This is a genomic window from Pontibacter saemangeumensis (assembly GCF_039541895.1).
GTDB classification, from domain to species: domain Bacteria; phylum Bacteroidota; class Bacteroidia; order Cytophagales; family Hymenobacteraceae; genus Pontibacter; species Pontibacter saemangeumensis.
Map to the genome: position 1 here is coordinate 103,796 of NZ_BAABHC010000014.1, position 26,701 is coordinate 130,496.

The window sequence follows — 26,701 nt, forward strand, 5'->3', positions numbered from 1 at the left end:
AATACTTTAGTTAAAAACCGAAATTTACTCCGAATAAGAATGTTCTTGACTGTGGATAAATGCCCCGGTCAACGCCGATCTCCAGCACGCTGTTTGACTGCCCCTCTAAGAATCGGGCAGAGCCAATTTCCGGATCAAATCCATCATCATACTTCGTCCAGGTAAACAGGTTAGCGGCACTTACATACACTCTCAGGCGCTCTATTTTCGCTTTGCTGGAAATAGCTGTCGGCACATTGTAACCTAGCTGCAGGTTTTTAAGCCTAACATAAGACCCATCTCTGATCCATCTGTCTGAATCTGGTCTCATGTTCTGGTTCGGGTCGCCCGCTATCAGCCTAGGGAACTCTGCATTCGGATTCTCAGGCGTCCAGGTATTGTTGATCAGTTCTCTGAACTTGTTACCTGGATCCGGAGAATAACCAAAACGGGCAATAGGGCTGAAGATTTCATTACCGAAACTACTGTTAAACAGGAAGTTCAGGTCAAAGTTCATAAAGGTCAACTCACCATTCAGACCTGCTGTAAAATCAGGAAGGGGATTGCCCATAAACGTTCTGTCATCGCCTGTGATAGCACCGTCACCATCATTATCCACAAATATGATGTCACCTAATGCGGCATTCGGCTGTATTGGCTTAACACGATCAAGTTCCTCCTGTGTTCTGATGATGCCTGCAGTCTGGTAGCCAAAGAACTGCGCGAGTGGCTTGCCTTCCTGCGTACGGCTGACCTCCTGGTTTAGCACCAGTCCATTCAGGTCCAACACTTTATTTTCAACAGTGGTCACATTCAGGCCGATGCCATAGCCGAAGGCATTGTCCATGTTACGATAGCCTAAAGCGAACTCAAAGCCACTGTTACGGATGCTACCTGCATTTGTGAACGCAGCCGCAGGACCTGTACTCTCCGGTATTGGGAGTTGCAGCAGCATGTCTTTCGTGGTTTTCACGAAGTAATCGGCACTAAAAGTCAGCTTACTCTGCAGGAAGCCTGATTCCAGACCGAAGTTAACCTGCTCCGTAGTCTCCCACTTAATATCCGGATTAATCTGAGTACCCTGGAAGAATCCTGGCACCTGAATCTGGTCAGCTCCCAACGCGTATCTACCGCCTCCCTGGATCACACCATAGGTTGGATAGTTGCTACCAATATTCTGGTTACCGGTTTCTCCCCAGCTGGCCCTCAGCTTCAGGTTATCTACGAAGCTAACGTTATCTTTGAAGAAAGTTTCTTCCGATACTCTCCAGCCGACGGATGCAGAAGGGAACACGCCGTAGCGGTTATTCGCAAACTTGGAGGAACCGTCTCTTCTGATGGAGGCTGTAAGCAGGTATCTGTCGCCAAAGCTATAGTTTACCCTCGCCAACTGTGAGAAGATGGCGCTCTCGCTTGCACCGCCACTCACAAAATAATCTCTTGTTGCCTGGTTTAAGTGTTGGATTTCTGCGTTCTTCAGAAAGCCGCCTCCTCTGGCAAAGGCATTTTGGTAGTAATTATCCTGCGCTTCAACACCTGCAAGCAATGAAAGATCATGCTCGCCAAAAGTCCTTTCGTAGTTAAAGAGGTTACTCCACTGCCATGCTCTGTTCGTGCTATTGTTAACACTCATCGAGTTAGCATCGTTTCGCCTGTTACCTATCGCATAGGCTGGATCAAAGTTCTGGTTCCTGAAGTAGTTAAAATCCAGGTTAAAGCTCGAACGGAACGTTAAACCCTCTACAATCTCGACATCTCCATAAATAGAACCCAGCACGCGGTAGTTTCTGTTTTTGTTGAATGACTCCAGCGCTAACCACACAGGGTTCTCAGACTCGCCTTGAAAGTTACCGGTAGGGCCAGCAAAAGTGCCATCAGGGTTGTATACCGGCACAGTAGGCAACTGGCGGATACCTCGTTCAAGCACTCCTGTGTTCAGGCCCTCGTTGTTCGGAACCAGCGCTTCCTCTGTTGAGCTTAGCTGCAGGGTATTTCCGATTTTTACCCTCGTCCCGATTTTATGGTCTGTGTTCAGACGGAAGGTGTAGCGGTCAAAATCAGTCCCGATAACGATACCCTCCTGCTTGAAATAGCCTCCGGATACATAGAGTGTCGAGTTTTCGTTACCACCAGACCATGACAACTGATAGTTAGAGATGGGCGCTGTTCTGAATAATTCGTCCTGGTAATCAGTGCCTTCGCCTAAAGACTGCGGGTTAGCCCAATCAGGATTAGTCTCCAGACCTGCTGCCTGTCTTGCAAGATTATCTAATGCGACATATTCCGCAGCGTTCGTCATGTCCAGTTCTCTCCAGGCAGACTGCACGCCTGTGTAAGCAGAGAAGTTTACTTCAGACGTTCCCGCCTTGCCTTTTTTGGTCGTCACAACAACTACACCGTTTGCCGCTCTGGAGCCATATATGGCCGTGGCAGAGGCGTCTTTCAGGATTTCGATGGAGGCGATGTCATTCGAGTTCAGGTAGTTGATGTTTCCTTCCACCTGCACGCCATCCACTACATAAAGCGGGTTGTTGTTACCAATGGTACCAGCACCCCTGATGCGGATGCTTGATCCGGCGCCCGGCGCACCAGAGTTGGCGGTTACCTGCACACCCGGTGTTTGCCCCTGCAAAGCCTGCGCTACCGTTGGAGTAGGAATCCGCTCGAGCGCGTCACCCTGCACAGATGAGATTGCTCCCGTCACGTCAGCACGCTCCTGCGTACCGTATCCCACCACGACCACTTCTTCCAAAGCTTTCACATCTGTCGCAAGCGAAACATTCACGGTCGAGCGGTTGCCGATAGCCACTTCCTGTGTTTCGTAGCCGATAAAGGATACGACCAGCGTATTGCTGCCGCTCGGCACGCTGAGCGTGAAGTTACCGTTGGCATCCGTGGCGGTACCCACCGTGGTTCCTTTAACCACTACCGTTGCGCCGGGTACCCCCTGCCCGTCATCGCCGGTCACTTTTCCTGTCACCGCTGTGCCCTGCAACACAACCCCCTCAAGTAAAGAGGCACCGCTTGCTGCCAGGTACAGCGAAGCGTTTGAGTTGGCAGTGCCGGCTTCCGCCTGCACTTGCCCTTGCGAGAGGCAGGCAGCAGCCAGCAGCAGAGCGAGTACCTTCTTCTGAGGTACGGTTTTCATATGGCTGCGCTGCGAGAGCATCCATGTACTAAAGTAACTCTGTTTCATAATAGGTTTTTTGTGATTAGAAAATCTTTCAACCATGAGGTACAGCCAACAGGCATGCACAACTGATTTCGCTGAATGTGAAGTGTTAACGCTAAACAGCAGTACTAAAACTAACAAAAGCAATGGATAGTAGTGATGTTACATAGGCATAGTGACTGAGCGCTCAAACCCTAATATTATCCAAATATATAATATTAACCAACATGAATGATTGATCACTATCTACACTTTATGTAAGGTGCTCAAAATAAGGTATATAAATTTCTTTACCCTCAAAAATACAGCAGTACAACAGCAGAAGCGGTGAATGGTTTTCGATCTTAAATAGTCTGCGATAATTGATCCTAAATAGCTGCTGATTATCAGATGAAGCTGGGTGCTGTCAAATGAAGCCGGGCACTGATAGAAACATTCCCTTATGTACGTTAACTATACTTAGAAGTTAGTTATCATACTTTATAGCTCCTTGCCAGCCACTATTTAGGCCGCATATTGGTAAAGGCTCAAAAACAGAGCTTAGCAAAGCAGCTTTTTTTACGTTAACCATAGCTATGTCCTGAAACTCCGTTTTTCAAGCAAGCCAGCTTACATGATACGTCCGCAGGAGCCACAATCAATCATCAGATTGCAAGGTACACCCGTGTTATACCAGCTCCTATATACTTTTTTCCATCGCTATAGTTAAAATACCAGTCCCCTTTAACACAAAAGGAGGAAGCCATATCCATATATGGAAGAGGCTTGAGGCTACTTGGCATTATATCCCTCATCTGCATCCTGCCCACGAAGCGCACCCGCTCCTGTCCCTGCAAGGAGGGGCAGCTGCAGACAGGGTGTTTGCAAGGCGCATGGTCCAACGGATATGGGTATACGATGACAAGAGCCCTATTTTGATTTTATGTTCGGCGCAGCATGGCGCTATACAAAGTTCCCTGCCGGGGAAGGGGCTCTGAAAACTGGAAAGGGGTTTCGCATTGATTCAACATGATTGGGGCTCATATGCACCTAAGCAGGTAATGTATGCGGCGATATATAAGCTGATGTATCGCAGGGCCGGCCTATGGCAAAAACCCCTCATACTGAGGTTCCGGTAGTAATTGAATGAGGGACACACAGAAAAACAAGTTATGCTTTCCAGTAACAATCCCGCTGGCCGAAGAAGAAGCTGTTCCTGTATTATATGTAAAAGGGATACAGCAGGACTTCATGCTGGTTATCTTCGGCTAATATACGCAGGCTTTATCTCCCGTGTGCGTCCGCTGAAGTCCTTTAGCACGACAGATGCCATGTCACTGGTAATGATTAGTTTCCGCGACGACTGCGACAGGTAGGTATGGCCGTAGTAAAATTCCTTCACCTGCTTTTTACCGTTCTTGAAGGTGATCGTAGCCAGGCAATCCAGCGGCTGCAGCGCCAGAACGCTCGCTTGATTTTCCACTCTTGTAGTAGGGGCAAAAATCAGCAGGCTATCGTTGTTCTGGGTAACTAAGGTCAGTTTCTGCCCTTTGGCACCGAAGAGCTGCGCCACTGCCTTGGCATCTCCGTCCACAAAGAAACCACTTTCCGAAAGAGGCACCGGCCTGAACCCTCCTTTCCCATCGCCTTTGAGGTATAACCCGGTAAAGGCATCATAGCGGCCTGTAAAAACCTCTGTTCCATAGTCGTTCCCAACTAGCAGCAGATCCAGGTTTCCGTCTCCGTCTATATCGTCTGGCTGCATGCCGTAGATGGGGGCAAGCTGTGCTGCTTTTGGAAGCGGCTTCAGCTTAAATTTACCCTTTCCCAGGTTCTCTATATAGCTGCTCTCGAAATGCGTGGCCTGCATCATGACAGCCCCCTCGCGCTCGGCCAGCGGTAACACGTCATCTATCGTTGCGTTGGCATATTGGATATAGCGGCGAAAGATGCTGCGGGTGCGGGGCATCTGCGCGTTCAGGTCATCGCGGGTGTGCATCGGGAAAGGCTGCATCGTGCCATCCTCCGCTTTCAGGTAGCACGCTAATACCGGGTCTATGCTTCCGTTGCTGTCAAAGTCTTTGGCAAAGATGCGCAGCGGCTGTTTCTCCGAGGCTACATAGTTTGTATTCAGGCCTAAGTTGCCGCCCATATAGTCCGTGTCGCCGTCGTTATCGAAGTCACCGGCCGCCAGGCTGTTCCACCAGCCAGTATAGGCGGCGAGCCCGGCTTCCCGGGTCACGTTTCTGAACTTGCCGTTCCTGTTCTGGAAAAAGGTAACTGGAAGCCACTCCCCTGTCAGCACCAGGTCCACTGCTCCGTCTCCATCGAAATCAGACCACAGAGCATCCGTTACCATACCCAGGCGCTGCAGTTCCGGGCTCACCGAAGCCGTGGCATCCGTAAACCTTCCGCTGTCGTTTCTGAGTATATAGCTCCGCGGCGCAAGAGGATACCTGCCCGGTTCTACACGGCCCGCCACAAACAGATCCAGGTCACCGTCTTTGTCATAATCAGCTGCTCTCACGCAGGACTTGCTTGCCTTCAACGCTGGAAGCGCCGTAGCGTCAGGTTTAAAGTTGCCTTTCCCATCATTTATATAGAGTCGGTCGTGCAGCTCCTCAGAACCCGCCATGAACTCATAGCTTCCGCTGGCGGCATATAGGTCCGGGTCGCCATCGTTGTCCGCATCGAAGAACAGTACCCCCATATCCTCCCCTGTTTCCCCCCCTGGGATATTGCCCTGCGCCAGCCGGAACGTGCCGTCCGGCAACTGTGTGAACAGCCCTCCGTCATTGCCCGCAGAACCGCCTATATAAAAGTCGTCTAACGCATCGCCGTTTATATCGCCTACTGCTATGCCGGGGCCGTACTGCGAAAGTTTATGCGGCAGCGTACGCTGCCAGTCAAAGTCTACCCGGTCCTCTTCCCGGCTTCTGTACCTGACCCCGAGTGCTGCGGCAACTTCTGTGAAAGCGGTCTGCTGTAGCTGGTTTCCCTCTTTTGCAGGGGGGGCGGCCTGTAGGGTCGCATGCTTCTGGTCGAGTGTCAGCACCTGGTCTGCCTTTACATTTCTGAGCAGTTGGTACTTCCCCCCCGGCCACACCACCTTCAGCGAATCAACTTGCTGCGTGTTCCCTAACCCAAAGTGGGCGACGTTCTCAACAGTAGACAGGTACCCTTTGTAAACACTGTTTTCGTGGAACTGCGTTTTGCCCTTGCCATAGTAGATGGTGGCCGTAGCCCCTAATCCGGCTCCGTTCGGGGTATTGCCTTTAAACTTCAGGCGCAAGAAATGATTATTGGCTGGGCCTGTCTCGGCCGTGTAGAGACTGTTGCGATAGACCAGGGCACTGTCGTTGATGTTGTTTACAACAAAATCCAGGTCGCCGTCATTGTCCAGGTCAGCATAGGCCGCGCCATTCGAAAAAGACGGAATGTCTAATCCCCACTTTTGCGTCTCGTCGCTAAAGGACAGGTCCCCACGGTTTTTAAAGGCGTAGTTCGAGACCTTCACCACCGGGATAGAGTCGGCGAGATGTTCGTAGCTCCCTACAAAGCCTGCCGGCCCGTTTCGGTATACTCTGAAATCCTGGTCGGTGATGTCTTTTGGGAAACCGTTGGTGATGATCACATCCCGGAGGCCATCATTGTCAAAATCCGCTACTAACGGGGCCCAGCTCCAGTCGGTCTGGTAGAGGCCGGTCAGCTGGCCTACCTCACTAAACACCGGATGCCCCTCAGGCGCCATGCCCTGGTTAAGCTGCAGCGTGTTCCGGAAATACTGGTGCTGATACCCGTACCTGGCGTTGTTGAGGTAGGTGGCGTAATTATTTGGCATCAGCATCATTTTCTTCCGCTTGTTGCTCTCCGGCAGCATGTCCAGCGCCAGAATATCCACCAAACCATCGTTGTTGATATCGGTCACGCTGTTGCCCATGGCCGAGTAACTGGTATGCTTCAGGTAATCCCCGATTTTATCGGTGAAGGTGCCGTCCTGGTTGTTGATATAAAGCAGGTCGTTGGAGAGGTAGTCGTTGGTAACGTATATATCCGGCCAGCCATCCAGGTTTATGTCATTGATCGCAATCCCCAGACCGAACCCCTCTGTCAGGATCCCGGCCTCGCCCGACACGTTGGTGAACGTGTTATCCCCGTTGTTGCGGTAAAGCCGGTCCGTGTTCAGGGCGGAGCCGTCGGTTATCTTCTTGCGGTATGTACTGGGCACCCCGGTATTGATAACGCTGATAACTACATATAAATCGAGGTCGCCATCGTTATCGTAATCAAAAAAAGCGGCGTTGGTTGTATAGCCCGTGTCGGCAATGCCGTACCGTGCCGCTGACTCGGTAAAGGTAGGCACCCCGTCCTTGCCTGTGCCGTTGTTGATGTACAGCAGGTTCGCCCGGCTAAGCGAGTCTTTCTTCATCGTGGCACCCACGTATATATCCAGCCAGCCATCGTTATTTATATCCACCAGCGCCACGCCCGAGCACCATTTGCCCTCGCCCGTCACCCGTGCTTTCGCCGTGATATCGTCGAACTTAAAATCGCCTTTGTTTAGGTACAGTTTGTTGGCGACCATATTGCCGGTGAAGTAAATGTCGGGCAGGCCATCCTTGTTGAAATCCCCGATGCCTACGCCGCCGCCATTGTAGATATACTCCGACTTGAGGACGTTCATCGTATCAGATTCGGTGATGCGGTTAGAGAAGCTGATGCCGGTTTCGTCGGAAGGCAGTCTCTCAAAAAGATGCTTTTCCTGCTGCCTGCATGCCGGTAACAGAAGAAACAGGGAGAGTAGTAAGAGAAGGGTGTTACAGGAATAACGCATCATATATAACAGAAACAGACAGGGCATGTTGATTACCTGGCACTCACTGCTTTACAAACCAAACAGCTGTTTATTAGGTTCTTTGCCGCAATCAATATGCAGAAATAAAAGCAAATTTCAGAAACACTTTCTCCCTCCTGCCGCAAGGAAGCAAAAAGCCCCCAGAGCATTGGCTCTGGAGGCTTCCATGATAATTTTGTTTTAACTTATGTCATAGAAAAAGGAAGACACAAGGCATTCTACAAATAACCCGGGTTCTGTGTCAGCACAGATTCCCCGCCCACAGTCTGCAAGTCTATCTGTCGTTGCGGGATAGGGTAGTATTCATTTTTGCCGGTCGTGAAAAACCCACCCTCAACATCCGGGAGAATGGCTCCTTCGTAGTCGAAGAAAGCATTTAACTCCTCGGCAGCTTTTCCCCAACGCACCAGGTCGAAGAAACGGTGGCCTTCCAGGGCCAGTTCCAGTTTGCGCTCAAAGTAAATGGCTTCCAGGGCCCCTTCCTGACCGAGTCCTGCAAAATAGCCAGCCGGGTATGGCGCTACATTGTAATTGGCTGCCGGCTGGCTTGTGAAGCCATCCAGCGGTTCGGCTGGGTCTACGTAGGTGTTCACGATGTTCTCAGGCTTTGCGGCCCTTTCGCGCACCATATTCACATACTCCTGCGCCTGCTCCAGGTTCCCTAACTGCGCCTCGGCCTCGGCCGCCATCAGCAGCACATCCGCGAAACGGATGATGAGCACGTTTATGGCAGAGCCTGGCGCCCATGAACTCTGGTCTGAATAGGTGTCTGCGGTGGCTTGCCAGTAGATGTGCTTCTTGGCAGAGTACGGACCGGCAGTAGACTGCTCACGAATCCAGGCCTGCCCTGGGTGTAGTCCCCAATCCAGGAAAGGGATGCCCCGGCGACCTACTGTCCAATCCAGGCGGGGGTCCACCGGCTGCTGGTCTGGCACAAAGGCCTGGTCAGATCCGATGCCCTGATCGTTCTTCAGTGGGTCCGCATTGTAATTGTCTATCACAGGCAGGCCCTGCGGGGTTGTCTGGTACGAGTTTGCCAGGTCCAGGGTCGGCTGGTAAAAGCCGCAGCAGCGGAAAGGGCTGTTGTACGGGAAGTTCAGCATCTCGCCCTGGTTAGCATTCGCTATGGTGTTGGTACCGTCGTTGGCCACCATCTGCACCGCAAAAACCGATTCCTTGTTATTCTCAGCGCTGGCATCAAAGTTGTCCTTAAATTTGTCTACCAGGCCGTACGTTAGCCCATTGCTGGTAACGCCTTCTGTGATAACCTGGTCAAACATACCCTTTGCCTCCGCATATTTCTTCTGATACAGGTAAGTTTTACCCAGATAAGCGGCTGCTGCCCACTTATTCGCTCTGCCCACCTGCGCCTGCGTGTTTGGCAGGTTATCAAACGCGAACTGGAAGTCTGCCTCAATATTTGGCCAGATGTCTACGTTGTTTGGCTGGTTGAACTCAGTGGTTGTCTCATCAATCCAAGGCACCATGTTGAACATCTTCTTCAGTTCAAAGTAGTAGTGTCCGCGCAGGAAACGCGCCTCCGCTGCAATCCGCTGCTTGTCCTCTTCCGAAATACCTTCTGCCACGGCGAGTACATTCAGCACCGAGTTCGTACGGGAAATGCCCTCATACATCGCCCGCCACTTGAGGTTTATAAAGCCATTGCTTGCATCTATGTTGAATGTTGCAATAGGGTTGATCGCAGGCTGGTCTGCGCCGTTGCTGCCTTTGTGTGCCTCTCCTCCGGCCACGCTACCATATACCCAATTGGAGGGGGCTACTTCCCAGTTGCCTATATCTATTCCATCCAGGGATGCATAGGCACCAATCAGAAGTTTTTCCACACCCGCCTTATTGGCCAGCACATCATCACTCAGGGCGCCTATGGCTGGCTTTTCCAGAAAGTCATCGCTGCAGGAGATAAACAGCGGCATGGTTGCCACCATGGCCGCGTAAACTATATATTTAAACCTTTTCATATATCGGAATTAATTAAGACAAAAAATTAGAAGGAAACATTAAGCCCTACCAGGTACTGGCGCATGTTCGGGTAATTGCCTTCATCTATACCAAAGGCAGTTGTGCCTCCCGAAATCTCAGGGTCAATGCCCGAATAGTCTGTAATCGTAAACAGGTTAGCTGCCTGCACATACACCCTCAGACTGCCCATTCCGTATTTGCTGATCAGTTCAGTTGGCAGGGTGTAGCCCAATTGCGCGTTCTTCGCTCTCAGGTAAGAGCCATCCTCCACGTAATAGGAGTTGGGAACGTTCGAAGTGCTGAAAGAGCCGACGTTCTCCTGAATAGGCGCTGTGGCATTCTTGTTTTCAGGTGTCCAGGCATCGTACACGGCAGTGTTACTTTTTGCCCCGAGGAAGTTCGGGTAGAAATCAGTCCACCATTTTACCTGGTTCCAGATCTCATTGCCCTTGCTACCATACAGGAACATACTGAAGTCGAAGCCCTTGTAATTAGCCGCGATGTTCAGCCCGTAGGTGAAATCCGGGTTCGGGCTTCCCAATATCGTTCTGTCATCAGGGGTGATGAAGCCGTCCCCGTTTGTATCGGCATAACGGAAGCGGCCTAAGCTCACATCTGACTGGTAAACAGCATCAGGATTGCCTGTTGCTGCCTTCGCTGCATCGTTGGCAGCGTTGATCTCTGCCGCATCGTCCCAGAAGCCTTCGATTTGATAGCCGAAGAAAGAACTCATCGCATCACCCACCCGGTTACGGATAATGTTACTGCCGTTAAAGCGGCGTGACTCCAGGTCAAAATTCTGCGCACCATTGGATATCTTCAGAATCTCGTTGTTATACGTGGTGAGCGTACCGGTAATGTCGAACCTCAGGTCAGAGGTAGCCTCAATATGCCCGGTCACAGCGGCATCAATCCCCTGGTTCCGCATCTGGCCAATGTTCACGAACGGCACGGCTGCAGCACCTGCGGTACCTGGGAGTTCCGGGTTAAACAACAGGTCCTCAATTTCCTTCACATAATAGTCAGCGGTCACGTCTATTTTGCCATTGAACAGAGTGGCATCAAAACCGATGTTGCTGTTGATGTTGGTTTCCCACTTCGCATTCGGGTTACCGATACGACTCTTTCTGAAGCCTTCTTCATTAAGACTGTTGGTACCATTAATATCGTAGAAGGAAACAGTTCTGCTTGAACCGTACGTAGTGAAGACGTTGCCGGGTGTCACGTTCAGTTGGTTCCCCATCACACCATACCCCCCGCGGATCTTCAGGTCCGTGATCCAGGCCACATCCTGCATAAAGGCTTCCTCGGATATACGCCAGCCGGCACTCACCGCCGGGAACACCCCATATCGGTCATCCTCCCCGAAGCGGGAAGACCCGTCCCGACGAATAACCAATCCCAGCAGGTACTTGTCCAGCAGGCTGTAATCCACCCTTCCGATCAGGGAGAAAAGCGCATCTTCGCTTCTGCCACTGAAGTTAGTCGGGGTGCCTGAACCGGTGCTGAGCGTGGTAAAGTTAGGATCAAAAGAGAAGTAGCCCTGCGTGGAGCCGCCTACCTCATTATAGAAATTATTATAGGCTTCCGTTCCTACCACTACACCCAAGTCGTGTATGTCGTTGAAGGTATTCTTATAGGCCAGCGTATTGGTCCAGGTCCAGTTATAGCCGTTGCTGGCGCTCTGGTTAAACTGGTTCACCGTATTATTCTCGGCATTTTCATACTCCGGATAAGTAAAGGACCTGTTGGAGTTGTTGTACATCTCGCCCCCAAAGCTGGTGCGGGCCGTGAAGCCATCCAGGAAGTCTACCTCTGCGAACACGTTACCAAAAAGGCGGTTGTTCAGCGCATTGTTATCCCCGATCCTGGTAAGTTGCGCCACAGGGTTACGGGCGTTCCCCAGTCCATTGCCAAACGAGCCGGCAAAGTTGCCCATAATATCATATACCGGGATTATCCGCTGCTGCCGGTAGGCCATGTTGATAGCGTTTTCACCGCCGCCAACCTGCACGTTGTCGATGATGGAGTACGACAGGTTCTCCCCCACCCGGATCTTCTCCGTCACATTATAGGTGCTGTTTGCCCGGACGGTGTACCTTTTAAAGTAGGTGTTCATCAGGGCTCCCTGCTGGTCGAAATAATTGGCTGAGAAATAATAATTCCCCATATCGCTACCACCGCTCACGGCTACGTTATGGCTCTGGATAGGCGCCGGATCAAAGATTTCCTCAAACCAGTTGGTGCCTTCTTTATTTGCGCGCACGATGCGATAGAAAGACCCCAGTTCGCTGCTACCTCCTGTGTAAAAAGGATTCACGTTGTAATTTGAAGGGTCTGTCCGTGGGTCGCCTTCCATCAGGCCGGTATTGTTGCCGACAGCCAGGTAGTCTGGCAGCACAGGGTTCGCTCCTGCGCCATATAATGTCTCATTAGGCGCAACACGGAAGTTGAGTTCGGCCATCCCCTGTGGGTCAGCCAGATCCCATACATTGCCCTCAGGCGGCCTTTGCGTGCCATAGTACCCGTCGTACTGCACCGTTACTTTGTTCTTCCCTCGTTTTGTGGTGATGATCACCACGCCGTTGGCGGCACGGGAGCCGTAAATAGAGGCAGAGCCGGCATCTTTCAGCACCTGCAGAGAGGCGATGTCGTTCGGGTTGATGTCGTTGATGTTCTGCGTAGGCACACCATCCACCACATAGAGCGGGCTGTTGTTCCCGAACGTGTTAAAACCGCGTATACGCACCTGCTGTGCAGCACCCGGCTGCCCTGAGCCAACCACCGTCACACCGGCTGCCCTACCCTGCAACATGCTTGTCACCTGGGCCTCTGGCTGCTTGGTCATTTCGGTTACATCCACCACGGCCACTGCACCCGTCAGGTCCTTTTTCTCCTGCGTGGCATAGCCTGTCACGACCACTTCCTGCAGCGCCTGCGCGTCTGTAGCCAGCGAAACATTCACGGTTGAGCGGTTATTGATCAGAACCTCCTGCGACTTATAGCCAATAAAGGAGACAACCAGGGTATTGCTGCCGCTCGGCACACTGAGCGTGAAGTTACCGTTGGCATCCGTGGCGGTACCCACCGTGGTCCCTTTCACCACCACCGTTGCGCCGGGCACCCCCTGCCCGTCATCGCCGGTCACTCTTCCGCTTATTTCCGTGCCCTGCAGCACAATCCCTTCCATCAAGAAGGCGCTTCCGCTTTCAGTGTGGTAGAGGGAGGAAGTTGAGTTGTCAGTGTAGGCTTCTGCCTGCACTTGCCCTTGCGAGAGGCAGGCAGCTGCCAGCAGCAGGGCGAGTACCTTCTTCTGAGGTACGGTTTTCAGATGGCTGCGCTGCGAGAGCATCCATGTACTAAAGTAACTCTGTTTCATAATAGGTTATTTGAGATTAGAATAACTTTCAACTCTATAGGAGAGCTAAGCTATATATAGCCTCCAAGCATCTGAAGCTGTTGAGCATTTAGTGAAAAAGAAGCGTAATAGAAGAAACTACAGTGTAATAAAAAGTGGTACACAAACACAGTGATTGAGCACTCAAATGCTGTATCATCTCCAAATTTATGATAAAAAACCATATTTACTAAAGAATAAAAATATTTTTTCTTTCAAGCTAAACAACTTACATAAACTGTATAAATTACATTTAATAACTTTAAGAACACTTTTAAGGAACAGGCATTACATCTTGCTTTTTTATAAATACCGGCACTTTTTAAAAAAATTAATAAAAGATTTTGTCGATTTTAAAGTTTTATTCAATTTAGCGTAAATTTTAGCAGCAATGGAGCCGACACTTATAGAAGAGAGGCATATAGGTAGCCTGAACAACCTGGAGCGCAAAAAACACCTGCAGAAGCTCAGGATTATAAAGCACCTGTATGTGAAGGGCGCCAAAACAAATACGGAGATCTGCACCCGCTTCCATATCAGCCCCCCCACTGCGATGGGCATCCTGAACGAACTGATCGCGGAGGGCTTTGTGGAGAAACAGGGGCAGGGCAAGTCCGTGGGCGGGCGCAAGCCCGACCTCTACGGTTTGAAAGATAACTCGCTGTTCGTGCTGAGCATCGACATGGAGCGCTTCAAAACGCGCATGACCATCTTCGACAACAACAACAACAAGATCACCGCCACCCAAACCTACCCTTTGCAGATATCCAAAGACCTGAGTGCCGTGGAGCAGCTGCACGCCTATGCCAGCAGCCTGATCCGGGAATCCGGCATCAACACGGACAAACTGATGGGCATTGGCGTCAGCATGCCGGGGCTGGTGGCTTCTGCGAGCGGCAAGAACCACACATATCTGCTGACGCAGCAGGTAGAGGAGTCGCTGCAGGAGGTATTGGAGAAGAAGTTTGAGAAGCCCGTTTATATACAGAACGACGTGAAGAGCGCGACACTGGCCGAGTACCGGTTCGGCCTCGCCCAGAACAAGAAGAACGTGCTGGTGCTCTCGATGGACTGGGGCCTGGGGCTCGGCATTATCATTGACGGCAAGCTGCGCACCGGCGCTTCCGGGTTCGCAGGGGAGTTCGGGCACATCCCGCTGGTAGAAGACGGCGCGCTCTGCCATTGCGGCAAGCGGGGCTGCCTGGAGACCGTGGCCTCCGGCATTGCCCTGGCGCGCATGGCAAGGGAAGGCATCCGGTCCGGACAGAGCACTATGCTGCGCTCCCTCACAGAGGAGCAGCTGGAGCAGTTGGAGCCCCGCCTGATCATCAATGCCGCCAACGAAGGCGATCAGTACGCCATCAGCATACTGGCAGAGACCGGCAGGCACCTGGGCAAGGGCATCGCCATCCTGATCCAGCTCTTTAACCCGGAGACGATCATCCTGAGCGGAAAAATCGCCGAGGCAAGACAGTATATCACCATCCCGATCCAGCAGTCCATCAACACCTACTGCATGACACAACTGCGGGAAAACACCTCCCTGGCGCTCTCCGACTTGGGCAAGGACGCCGGCATACTGGGGTCCGTGGCAACGGTGATGGAGAATATTTTTGAGAAGCAGATAGCGTCTGTGAAGTGACAGGAGGCGGCAGGCTGTGGATCGCCTCCCCGAAATCATATATAAAACATATAACAGCTTAAAACTATGGCCCGATTAAATCTTCTGGAAGAAACACGCTTTGAAAAACTGCCGGTAACGGTGTACCCCGACGAGCACATCGCCTCCGTGAAGGTCGCCCACCGCGTGGCAGACCTGATCCGGGGCAAGCAGCGCCAGGGGGAGCGCGCGGTGCTAGGCCTAGCCACTGGCGCCACCCCCGTCGAGATGTACGCCGAACTCGTGCGCCTGCACCGTGAGGAAGGGCTGGGCTTCCAGAACGTGGTCACGTTTAACCTGGATGAGTACTACCCCATGAGCCCCACCGCCGCCCAGAGCTACGTGACGTTCATGAACGAGAACCTCTTCGACCATATCGACATCCCGAAGGAGAACATCCATATACCAGACGGCACCCTCAGCAAGGATGAGATTGTGGCCTACTGCCTGGCCTATGAACGCAAGATAGAGGAGCTGAACGGGCTGGACCTGCAGATACTGGGCATCGGCCGAACCGGCCACATTGGCTTCAACGAGCCGGGCTCGGCGCCTAACTCGGGCACGCGCCTCGTCACCCTCGACGACCTGACACGCCGCGACGCCTCGCGCGACTTCGGGGGCAAGGAGAACGTGCCCACCAAGGCCATCACCATGGGCATCGGCACCATCTTCAAGGCCCGCGAGATCATCCTGATGGCCTGGAGCCAAAAGAAGGCCCCTATCATTAAAAAGGCCGTGGAGGGTGAGATTTCCTCTGATGTGCCCGCCACCTACCTGCAGCTGTCGGACAAGGTGGAGTTTGTGCTGGACATGGACGCCGCTTCCGCCCTGACGCGCTTCGATACGCCGTGGCTGGTGAAGGATTGCGTGTGGGACGAAAAGCTGACGAAGAAAGCCGTAATCTGGCTCTCGAACACCATGAATAAGCCGGTGCTGAAGCTGACGGAAGAAGACTACAACAACCACGGCATGGCGCAGCTGGCCGTGGAGAAAGGCCCGGCCTACAACATCAACATCCATATATTCAACAAGCTGCAGCACACCATCACGGGCTGGCCGGGCGGCAAGCCCAACGCCGACGACACGCAGCGCCCAGAGCGCGCCGAGCCCGCCCGCAAGCGCGTCATCATCTTCTCGCCGCACCCCGACGACGATGTCATTTCGATGGGCGGCACGTTTATCCGCCTCGTGGACCAGGGGCACGACGTGCATGTGGCCTACCAGACCAGCGGCAACACGGCCGTGTGGGACGATGACGTACTGCGGTACATGGAATTCGCCATTGACTTCGACAAGAGCATCGGGGAAGACAGCCAGCGGCTGAAGGCCATATATGAGGAGATGCGCACGTTCTTCGAGACAAAGCAGCCAAACCAGCCGGACACCCAGGAGGTGCGCAATGTGAAGGGCTTCATCCGGAAGAGCGAGGCCATTGCCGCCGCGCGCTATGCCGGGCTCGAGGACGACCACATCCACTTCATGGCCCTGCCTTTCTACGAAGAGGGCAAGGTGCGGAAGAACTCCGTGACGGACCGCGATATTGAACTGACCATGGACCTGCTGAAGCAGGTAAAGCCGCACCAGCTGTTTGCCGCCGGCGACTTTGCAGACCCGCACGGCACCCACATCGTCAGCTTCCGGATCATCATTGAGGCCCTGCGCCGCCTCCGCGAGAGCAAAACAGAGCGCTGGATCGAGAACTGCTGGCTGTGGATGTACCGTGGCGCCTGGCACGAATTCGAGACGCACGAGATAGAGATGGCCGTGCCGCTGTCGCCCCAGGAGGTGGAGCGGAAAAGGAACGCCATCTTCAAGCACCAGTCGCAGAAAGACAGGCCGGTTTTCCCGGGAGACGACGCCCGCGAGTTCTGGGTGCGGGCCGAGGAGCGGAACCGAGAAACCGCCCGGGATTACGACAACCTGGGGCTGGCAGACTACGAAGCGATGGAAGCATTTGTCAGGTACCATTTCTAGTTTGCCGGGTTACTAGCAGAAACATTTTGTGAGGGTGAAAAAGCCGGTGTCCTGCATAAAGGGATACCGGTGATTTCTCTTTTGAGAGCCGGAAAGGCACACCGGGCAACCGGGCGACAGCCGCTCTTAACCAATAAGCCATATATAACGCGCTATGAAAAGCCAAAAGATCATCTGTATAGACATGGGGGCCACCAAGGTCCATATCGGCGTCATACAGGATGGAGTACTCCTGAAGCAGGTAAAGTTGCCCACTTCCGCACATGCTTCGCAGAAGCAGGTGCTGGCGGAAATAGCGGCAGGGGTTTCGCCGCTCATAGATGAGCAGGTGGCCGGGATCGGGATTGGCGTGCCCGGCCTGGTGGACGAGGCAGCCGGCTGTGTGTACGATGTCGTCAACATCCCTTCGTGGCAGGAGGTGCCCCTCCGCACGTACCTCGAGGACCGCTTCCATATACCCGTGTACCTGACCAACGACGCCAACACGTTTGTGCTTGGCGAGAAAGTATATGGCAAGGCGAAGCCCTACAAGAACGTGGTGGGGATAACGCTCGGCACGGGCATGGGGGCAGGCATTATCATCAACAACAGCCTCTACACCGGCACCCTCTCCGGTGCGGGGGAGTTCGGCAGCATCCCTTATTTAGACAAAACCTATGACGCCTACTGCGGCGGCAAGTTCTTCCAGCAGCGGTACGGCCAAGAAGGAGGCCAGATGAGGAAGAGCGCGGAAGCCGGGAACAAAGAGGCAATCGAGGCATTCCATGAGTATGGGCAGCATGTTGGAAACGTCGTCAACCTCATCTTATATACCCTCTCCCCGGAAGCGATCTTCCTGGGCGGCTCTGTCAGCAAGTCGTTCCACTTATATAAAGAGGCGATGCTGGAATGCGTGCGGGCTTTCCCGTTCAAGCGGGTGACTGCCCGGCTGGTTATCGAGCCGTCCGAGATCGATAACGCCGCTTTGCTGGGTGCCGCGGCACTCTTCCAGCTGCGGAGCGCAGATAAAGCCAGCGCTACACTGGTATAAAGCCGGTGTTTGAACTAAATTTCCAGACCTTACCAGCAACAAGCATCAACTAAAACCTATCCTATAAACAGCTAAACAGCATTATCCGATGGCACAAAAATCATTAGCAACAGAAGAAAAATCAGCCACCGCCTCACAGAGCAGCGGCAGTATGCGGTCAATGCTGATCATAGGGGCGTTGTTCTTCATCTTCGGCTTCGTAACATGGCTCAACTCCGTCCTCATCCCCTACCTGAAGATCGCCTGCGAGCTCAACAACTTCGAGTCGTACCTGGTGGCCTTCGCTTTTTATGTGGCTTACCTGGTGATGGCCATCCCATCGGCCTGGGTGCTCAAGAAAACCGGCTTCAAGAAAGGGATGTCGGTGGGGCTGGGCGTCATGGCCCTGGGTGCCCTGATCTTTATTCCGGCCGCCATGACGCGAACCTATCTCTTTTTCCTGATCGGCCTGTTTGTGCAGGGTACCGGCTTGGCCATCCTGCAGACGGCGGTGAACCCCTACGTGACCATACTGGGCCCCCGCGAGAGTGCAGCAAAGCGCATCAGTATCATGGGTATCTGTAATAAAGTGGCCGGGGCGCTCGCGCCGTTCATCCTTGGCGCCATTATCCTGGATAACGCCGATGCCCTGGTGAACAGCCTGGGCGGCATGAGCGCCGCGCAGCAGGCCCTGGAGCTGGATGCGCTGGCCACGAAGGTGATTACGCCTTACCTGGTGATGGCAGGTGTGCTGGTGGTGCTGGCCGTGCTGGTTTCTTTCTCAGCCCTGCCCGAAATAGACACCGACCAGGAAGACGAAACCGTAGCCGTTGCCAATACAAATAAAACAAGCATCATGCAGTTCCCGCACGTGCTGCTGGGTGCCTTTACACTGTTCCTGTATGTAGGCGTGGAAGTAATGGCCGGCGATACCGTGATCAGCTACGGCGCCTCCAAGGGCATCGATCTGGTGGATGCAAAGATCTTCACCACCTACACCATGATCGCGATGCTGGTGGGGTACGTCATCGGCATCTTCGCCATTCCGAAGTATATATCCCAGTCGAAGGCGCTGCAGTTGTCGGCGGTGCTGGGCGTGATCCTTTCACTGGTCGCTATTTTCTCTGAGGGCTACGTCTCCGTGATGTCGATCTCCCTGCTGGGACTGGCAAACGCCCTGATGTGGCCTGCCATCTGGCCACTGGCCATCGCGGACCTGGGCCGCTTCACCAAGATAGGCTCTTCGCTGCTGATCATGGGTATTGCAGGCGGCGCCGTACTGCCCCTGCTATATGGCTGGCTGGCCGACACCATCGACCCGCAGCAGGCTTACTGGATCATGGTGCCCTGCTACCTTGTAATCTTTTACTTCGCCATATATGGGCACAAGATCAGGACGGCGCAACCGGTATCAGGCAGCCTTCCTTTATAGTTAAACCCTCTTACCTAAACCAGATTACATGAAGAAGTTATTTTTCCTGTTTCTCCTGCTGGCGCACGTGGCGTCAGCGCAGGAAGTGAACATCATCCCGAAGCCTGCCAGCGTGCAGGTGAAGCCCGGGAACTTTACGATCACGAAAAACACAACGATCGCGGTAAAAGACAAGGCAGACCGGAAAACAGCCGAGTTCCTGAACGAGTACCTGCAGGAGGTATATGGCTTTCAGCTGGACATCGACAAGAAGGAAAAGAAGGACTATATACGCCTCACCACGCGCAAGCCAGCCAAAGACGCTGCGGCAAAAGACGCCTACCGCCTGAACGTGACCGAGGGTGGCGTGGTGATAGAAGGCGAGACGCATGCCGGCACTTTCCATGGCCTGCAGTCCCTGATCCAGCTGCTGCCGGTGGAGAAAAGCGCTTCGCTGGCGGTTCCGATGGTGGCCATAGCGGATGCGCCGCGTTTCGCTTACCGCGGCATGCACTTGGATGTGGGCCGCCATATGTTCCCGGTGTCTTTCATCAAGAAGTACATCGATTACCTGGCCCTGCACAAGATGAACTACTTCCACTGGCACCTGACGGAAGACCAGGGCTGGCGGCTTGAGATCAAGAAATACCCGAAGCTGACGGAAGTGGGCGGTCAGCGCAACGGCACCATCATTGGCCGCTTCCCCGGTACCGGCAACACGGGCAAGCCTTACGGCGGTTTCTACACCCAGGAAGAAGCCCGGGAGATCGTGCAATACGCCGCAGACAGGCACATCACGGTGGTTCCGGAGATCGAGATGCCCGGCCACGCCAGCGCAGCCCTCACATCTTACCCTTGGTTAGGCTGCCCCGGCACCGGCCCCTACAAAGTAGAGGAGACCTGGGGGGTGTTTGATGATGTGTACTGCGCCGGAAAAGACTCCACGTTCACCTTTCTGGAGGATGTGATGGATGAGGTGCTGGCTATCTTCCCGTCGAAGTACATCCACATTGGCGGCGACGAAAGCCCCAAGGCAAACTGGAAGGTATGCCCGCTGTGCCAGAAGCGCATCAAAGAAGAAGGCCTGAAGGACGAGCACGAACTGCAGAGCTACTTTATCCAGCGCATGGAGAAGTACATCAACAGCAAGGGCAGGACCATCATCGGCTGGGACGAGATCCTGGAGGGCGGCCTGGCACCCAATGCCATCGTGATGAGCTGGCGGGGCGAGGCAGGCGGTATCGCGGCGGCCCAGCAAAACCACTATGTCATCATGACCCCGGGCTCCCATGTGTACCTGGACCACTCCCAGAGCCAGCGCGAAGACTCCGTGACCATCGGCGGCTTCACCACGGTGCAGAAAACCTACAGCTATAACCCCATCCCGAAGGAACTGACGGCAGAACAGGCAAAGTATATACTGGGCGCACAAGGCAACGTGTGGACAGAGTATATGAACAACCCGGCCAAGGTGGAATACCAGGTTTTCCCGAGGATGACCGCCCTGAGCGAGGTGCTGTGGACCGCCCCGGAGAAGAAAGACTGGAATGACTTTGAGAAACGGCTGCTGACACAGTTCAAGCGTTACGACCTGTGGGGAGCGAACTACAGCAAGGCCTACTACGACATTAACGCGGAGGTTGCGCCCACACCAGGCGGTGACGGTATCACGGTGAAGATGGACGGCAAGAAAGACCTGGGCAAGCTGCTGTATTCGATCAAAGGCAAGCAGGGCACGCAGGCGTACACCAGTCCGCTCCAGTTGAAAGAGTCGGCGCAGGTAACAGGGCTCTTCTATAAGGGCGACGAGCTGGTTGATTCCCTGACCCTGAAACTGAACATCAACAAGGCCACCGGGAAAGCCATCTCGCTGAAAGAGCAGCCTTCGGAAAGCTTTCCCGGGAACGGCGCCTTCACGCTCGTCGACGGCATCATCAACGAAAAAGGCGGCCGCGATGAGAAATCGATCGGCTACTCCGGAAACGACCTGGAGGCGACGATCGACCTGGGAACCGCGCAGCAGGTAAGCAACGTGGTGGTGCACGCCCTGAACACGGGGGGCACGTACGTATATCCCCCGAAAGGCGTAGAGGTATATGGCTCCACCGACGGAAAGAGCTTCCAGCCAATGGGCACCACCGATGCCGTTGCGGAAGTAGCCGGGTCTAAGGCCATCATGAAAGTAGACGTGAAGCCCGCGACAGTGCGCTACGTGAAAGTGACGGTGAAGAACACGCAGACCGTTCCGGAAGGCAAACGCGGCGCCGGTGAGAAGACGTGGCTTTACCTGGATGAGATTCAGGTGAATTAACAGGCAGCTACACCGCCCTCATTTATATATAAAAGGCCGCTCCACCATATGGTGGAGCGGCCTTTTATATATAAATGAGTTTTTTAAGCGCAGCAGGTTGCTCAGGCTGAGACCGCAGCATCGTCTTCAAGGGAGTAGCGGTTTCTCAAGCTTAGCAGGATACGCAGTTCCTCGTCTTTCAGCCCATACTGCAAATGGTCGTGCTGTAGCTCCTCCCAATAGCTGAATACTTTCCAGGTCTCGCTGCTTTTGTACAGGGCTTTTTCGCGTGGGGTGAGTCCGCGCTCAAAAAAGGCGGTTAGCTCCAGGTCCTCTTCCCGCATGGGCACCTGCACCACGTCGGAGCCGCTGTTGAGCACCTCAATAACCTCCGATTGCTTCGAAGGGTTAGCGGGCAGGTAAAAATACCGCACACAGGGGGATGTGCTTTTTTGGTTGAAAGTGAGCATGTCAATAAGGGTGTCTCTGTTCTTCTGAGCTTGGTTGTAATGCAACAGCAACCTGCAGTATCTCCTTCTCCGGCCCAAAAACTGACAGGGCAAAGACGCTCGGCAGGCAGGTAAAAGCTACCCGGCTCCCTTGCGTTGCAGTGGCTGCGACACGCTGCCATGTGCTGTAATTTTAGCCTATACATCCTTAGGAACGAAAGGGTTATGCTTTATAAATAGATTTATGAATATTCTATATATAATCAAATTAATATTTGAATAAATCCTGCCTTCCTTCCTTGAGCGAGCTCTCCGGAAACGGCATCTATCTTTTTTGGTTCTGATTTGTTAACTTTGCAGAACATTTACACTTACAAACTGAATTCATATGGCAATGTATCCTGAATATATGGTTGCGCCTATCCGCGAGGACCTTACGTCTTCTGGCTTTGAGCAGCTTATGACACCTGAAGAAGTAGACCAGGCAATTAAATCGGAAGGCACCGTGCTGCTGGCCGTAAACTCTGTTTGCGGCTGCGCAGCCGCTAAAGCACGGCCGGCCCTTAAAATGGCGGTGGCCGCCAGCGACAAAAAGCCGGCGAAACTGGTAACGGTTTTTGCCGGCATGGAGCAGGACGCCGTCGCCAAGGCGCGTGAGCATATGCTGCCTTACCCGCCGTCATCCCCATCCATCGCCCTTTTTAAGGACGGTGAGCTGGTGCATATGATCGAGCGCTACCACATCGAGGGCAACGAGTTGAACCGCATCGTTGACAACCTGCAGGGTGCTTTCGAGGAGTACTGCTAAGCATCTGTGCAGTAACTAAAAAGCGAAGGCCGGTGAGATTCACCGGCCTTCGCTTTTTAGTTTAACTTATATATGGCCTTCAGGCAAGCGTGCTTCTCAGGTCAAAGCCAATATCATGACGGTAGTAGCGATCCTGCCATTTGATAGCGGCCGCCGCGGCGTTTGCTTTCTCCAGCGCCTCCTCCATGGTATCGGCAAGGGCTGTTACCGTTATCACGCGGCCGCCGTTGTTCACCAGCTTGCCGTTCACCAGCTTGGTGCCGGCATGGAAAACCAGCACATCCGACGGCACGTTCTCAATGCCCGTGATTTCCTTTCCTTTCTCGAACCCCTCCGGGTAGCCGCCGGACACCAGGAAGACGGTAGCAGCCGTGCGCGGATCGATTTCCAGTTTAAACTCGCCCAGTTTGTGGTCGTGCAGCGCCCTGAACAGCTCAAACAGATCTGACTTGATGCGCGGCAGGATAGCCTCCGTCTCCGGGTCGCCGAGGCGCACGTTGTACTCAATCACGAACGGGTCGCCGTTCACATTCATCAGCCCGATAAACAGGAAACCTGAAAAATCAAGCTGGTCCTCCTGCATGCCGCGCAGCGTTGGCTCAATTACGCGCTCCTTCACTTTCTGCATGAACACGTCGTCCACAAAAGGCACCGGGGATATGGCCCCCATACCGCCCGTGTTCAGGCCGGTATCGCCTTCGCCGATGCGCTTGTAGTCTTTCGCCTCCGGCAGCAGTACGTACTCTTTTCCGTCCGTGAGGATAAACACCGACACCTCGATGCCCTCCATATACTCCTCGATCACCACCTTGCTGCTGGCATTGCCGAAGCGCTTGTTGCGCAGCATGTCCTCGAGGGCGTCTACCGCCTCATCGTAGTTCTGGGCGATGATCACGCCTTTGCCTTGCGCCAGGCCATCCGCTTTCAGCACGATCGGGAAGCTGCCCTCCCGCAGGTAAGCCGTCGCCTGGGCAAACGTGTCTTCCGTGAAGGTCTGGTAGGCAGCCGTCGGGATGTTGTAGCGTTGAAAGAACGCCTTGCAGAAATCCTTGCTCCCCTCCAGCATGGCGCCGGCCTTCTTCGGCCCGATCACCAGGATGTGCTTCAGGTACTCCGACCCCTGGAAGTAATCGTGAATGCCCTCCACCAATGAGTTCTCCGGCCCAACCACAATCATCATGATGTTGAAATCGGTGGCAAACTTGGCCAGTTCATCAAAGTTGTGGATATCTACCGCAGCGGTGGTGCCGTATTGTGCAGTGCCTGCGTTGCCGGGCGCCACAAATACCTTGTCGCAGTATTCGCTCTGGCTCAGCTTCCAGGCAATGGCGTGCTCACGCGCCCCGGATCCTATTATCAGTACGTTCATTCGTTGGTAGCTTAATTGTTAAATTGTTGTATGGTTAAATTGTTGATCTCATAGACAGTACAAAGCTTCTGCGTATGCACCAAATTAAAAACGGCACAAAACTGAGACCATAAGTTACCCGGCAATTTAACAATTAAACAATTTAACCATGTAACAATTTAATTCGCGTATTCCGACATGAATTTCACACGCATCAGGCGCAGGTCTTCTTCGGTGTAGTCGTCGGTGCCAAGCTCTTTCACCGCTTCTGCGATGTTATCGGTGCTGGCATTTAGGAAGTAATCGTAGATTTCCTCCTGCCGCTCGTGGTCCAGCACATTGTTTATATAGTAGTTCAGGTTGAGCTTCGTCCCGGAGTAGCATATATGCTCAATCTCCTCTATCAGCTCCTGCATGGTCAGGTCCTTTGCCGCCGCGATCTCCTCCAGTTCCACCTTCTTATCGATCTGCTGAATGATATAAATTTTGATCTTAGACTTGTTCACCGTGGTTTTCACCACCACGTCAGCCGCCGTCACAATGTCGTTCTCCTCCACATACTTGGTGATCAGGTCGAGGAAAGGCTTGCCGAACTTCTGCACCTTCCCCATGCCCACGCCGCCTATATGCGCGAGGTCGTCCCTTGTGGTAGGGTATACCGTGGCCATCTCTTTCAGCGACGGATCCTGGAACAGCACGTAGGGCGGCAGGTTTTTCTCTTTCGCCAGTTTTTTGCGGAGGCTCTTCAGCAGGTCGAACAGCACCTCATCGTGGCCGGCAGAGGCCTGCGTCTCTTCCTTCTCCTCGTCCTCCTTCACTTCCTGCTCGTAGTTGTGGTCTTTCGTGAGCTGGATCGCGTGGGGCTTCTGGATGAAGTCCATCCCTTTCTGCGTCAGCTTCACCAACCCAAGGCTTTCGATGTCCTTCTCCAGGTAGCCCGACAAGAGCACCTGCCGCACCACTGAACTCCAGAACTGGGAGTCATTCTCCTTGCCCGCTCCGAACACATCCAGTTTGTCGTGGTCGTAGCTGGTGACGTACTGGTTGCGCAGGCCCGTCAGCACGGCTGTTATATGGTCGATTGTGAAACGCTGGCCTGTCTGCTCCACCGCTTTCAGCGCCAGCTGCACCTCCTGCTGCGCCTCGAACCGCTCTTTCGGGTGCAGGCAGTTGTCGCAGAAGCCACAGTCTTTCTCGTACGTCTCGCCGAAGTAGTGCAGCAGCTGCTTGCGGCGGCACACGGCGGAGTCAGCGTACGAGGCCATTTCCTGCAAGAGCAGCTTGGAGTTATCGCGCTCCGTTACCGGCTTGTCTTTGTTGAATTTCTCCAGCTTCACGATATCATCGTAGCTGTAGTACATGATGCAGTTTCCCTCCAGGCCATCGCGCCCGGCACGGCCGGTTTCCTGGTAATAGCCCTCAATGGATTTCGGCGTGTCGTAGTGGATCACGAAGCGCACATCCGGCTTGTCGATGCCCATGCCGAAGGCAATGGTGGCGACGATCACGTCGGCGTCTTCGTTCAGGAAGGCATCCTGGTTGGCCATCCGCACATTCGAGTCGAGGCCGGCGTGGTACGGCAGCGCCTTCACGTCGTTCACGCGCAGCAGCTCCGCGATCTCCTCCACCTTTTTGCGGCTCAGGCAATACACGATCCCGCTTTTGCCCTTGTGCTTCTTCACATACTGGATCAGTTGCTTCTTGGTGTGGTGCTTCGGGCGCACCTCGTAATAGAGGTTGGTACGGTTAAAAGAGGATTTGAACACAGAGGCCTCGTCCATCTGCAGGTTCCGCTGTATGTCGAGCTGCACCTTGGGCGTGGCCGTGGCGGTGAGCGCGATAATGGGCAGGTTGCCTATCTGGTCGATGATGCCCCGGATGCGACGGTACTCCGGGCGGAAGTCGTGCCCCCACTCCGAGATACAGTGCGCCTCGTCTATGGCGACAAAAGACAAATTCGAATTGCGCAGGAACTCAATGTTCTCCTCCTTCGTAAGCGACTCCGGCGCCACGTAGAGCAGTTTCACCTCGCCGGCCAGCGTTTCCTTCTTCACCTTGTTTATCTCCGCCTTCGATAAGGTGGAGTTCAGGAACTGGGCATTCACCCCGAAGGCGTTGAGCTGGTCCACCTGGTTCTTCATCAGGGCAATCAGCGGCGAGATGACGATGGCGGTGCCGGGCAAAGAAAGGGCCGGCAACTGGTAGCACAACGACTTGCCCGCGCCTGTCGGCATAATCACGAAAGTGTTCCGGCCGTTGATAATGTTGTTTATTATCAACTCCTGGTTTCCTCTGAATTGATTATACCCAAAAACTTCTTTTAATTTGTTCTTGAGATTTATCTCTTGTTTTACTGACATGTAACCGTACTATTTAATCAGGTAGCAACG

Annotated in this window: 13 protein-coding genes; 6 read left to right on the forward strand and 7 right to left on the reverse strand. The window is 53.5% G+C overall.

The features are described 5' to 3' along the window. Positions 1-10 precede the first annotated feature (10 nt). The 4 genes from ABD920_RS10995 to ABD920_RS11010 all read right to left on the reverse strand — a co-directional run bounded on the left by ABD920_RS10995 (position 11) and on the right by ABD920_RS11010 (position 13,344). On the reverse strand, positions 11-3,127 hold the full coding sequence (locus ABD920_RS10995; protein WP_345158984.1) for a SusC/RagA family TonB-linked outer membrane protein: 3,117 nt from the start codon (positions 3,125-3,127) through the stop codon (positions 11-13). 1,261 nt (positions 3,128-4,388) lie between these two features. Continuing rightward, positions 4,389-7,967, reverse strand: coding sequence for a VCBS repeat-containing protein (locus ABD920_RS11000; RefSeq protein ID WP_345158985.1), 3,579 nt, complete (start codon positions 7,965-7,967; stop codon positions 4,389-4,391). 236 nt (positions 7,968-8,203) lie between these two features. Beyond that, entirely contained in the window at positions 8,204-9,964 is a 1,761-nt protein-coding gene (locus tag ABD920_RS11005; RefSeq protein ID WP_345158986.1) for a RagB/SusD family nutrient uptake outer membrane protein, read from the reverse strand. A gap of 26 nt (positions 9,965-9,990) precedes the next feature. Beyond that, positions 9,991-13,344, reverse strand: coding sequence for a SusC/RagA family TonB-linked outer membrane protein (locus tag ABD920_RS11010; protein WP_345158987.1), 3,354 nt, complete (start codon positions 13,342-13,344; stop codon positions 9,991-9,993). Positions 13,345-13,753: 409 nt separating this feature from the next. Between ABD920_RS11010 and ABD920_RS11015 the strand changes: the two genes are divergently transcribed. From ABD920_RS11015 to ABD920_RS11035, 5 genes are all read left to right on the forward strand, one after another. Then, on the forward strand, positions 13,754-15,004 hold the full coding sequence (locus ABD920_RS11015; protein WP_345158988.1) for an ROK family transcriptional regulator: 1,251 nt from the start codon (positions 13,754-13,756) through the stop codon (positions 15,002-15,004). 66 nt (positions 15,005-15,070) lie between these two features. Next, positions 15,071-16,996 (forward strand): glucosamine-6-phosphate deaminase, encoded by a 1,926-nt coding sequence (nagB, locus tag ABD920_RS11020; RefSeq protein WP_345158990.1) that lies wholly within the window; start codon positions 15,071-15,073, stop codon positions 16,994-16,996. A 154-nt stretch (positions 16,997-17,150) separates the two neighbouring features. Next, on the forward strand, positions 17,151-18,026 hold the full coding sequence (locus ABD920_RS11025) for an ROK family protein (protein ID WP_345158991.1): 876 nt from the start codon (positions 17,151-17,153) through the stop codon (positions 18,024-18,026). A gap of 88 nt (positions 18,027-18,114) precedes the next feature. Beyond that, on the forward strand, positions 18,115-19,437 hold the full coding sequence (locus ABD920_RS11030) for a sugar MFS transporter (protein WP_345158993.1): 1,323 nt from the start codon (positions 18,115-18,117) through the stop codon (positions 19,435-19,437). 28 nt (positions 19,438-19,465) lie between these two features. Further along, the gene (locus ABD920_RS11035; RefSeq protein ID WP_345158995.1) at positions 19,466-21,727 is read left to right on the forward strand and encodes a glycoside hydrolase family 20 protein; all 2,262 of its coding nucleotides are present in this window, start codon (positions 19,466-19,468) and stop codon (positions 21,725-21,727) included. A 101-nt stretch (positions 21,728-21,828) separates the two neighbouring features. On the opposite strand, the gene ABD920_RS11040 is transcribed toward ABD920_RS11035, so the two are convergent. Further along, complete coding sequence (locus ABD920_RS11040; RefSeq protein WP_345158996.1) at positions 21,829-22,221, reverse strand: hypothetical protein; 393 nt, start codon at positions 22,219-22,221, stop codon at positions 21,829-21,831. A 328-nt stretch (positions 22,222-22,549) separates the two neighbouring features. Here ABD920_RS11040 and ABD920_RS11045 point away from each other — a divergent pair, with 328 nt between their 5' ends. Next, positions 22,550-22,963, forward strand: coding sequence for a BrxA/BrxB family bacilliredoxin (locus tag ABD920_RS11045; protein ID WP_345159826.1), 414 nt, complete (start codon positions 22,550-22,552; stop codon positions 22,961-22,963). Between the two features lie 79 nt (positions 22,964-23,042). Here ABD920_RS11045 and purD read toward each other — a convergent pair whose 3' ends face one another. Next, positions 23,043-24,332: a phosphoribosylamine--glycine ligase gene (gene purD / locus ABD920_RS11050; RefSeq protein WP_345158998.1), complete on the reverse strand. Its 1,290-nt coding sequence runs from the start codon at positions 24,330-24,332 to the stop codon at positions 23,043-23,045. Positions 24,333-24,490: 158 nt separating this feature from the next. Beyond that, positions 24,491-26,671, reverse strand: a complete 2,181-nt coding sequence (recQ, locus tag ABD920_RS11055; RefSeq protein WP_345159000.1) for a DNA helicase RecQ — start codon at positions 26,669-26,671, stop codon at positions 24,491-24,493. Between the last annotated feature and the right edge of the window lie 30 nt (positions 26,672-26,701).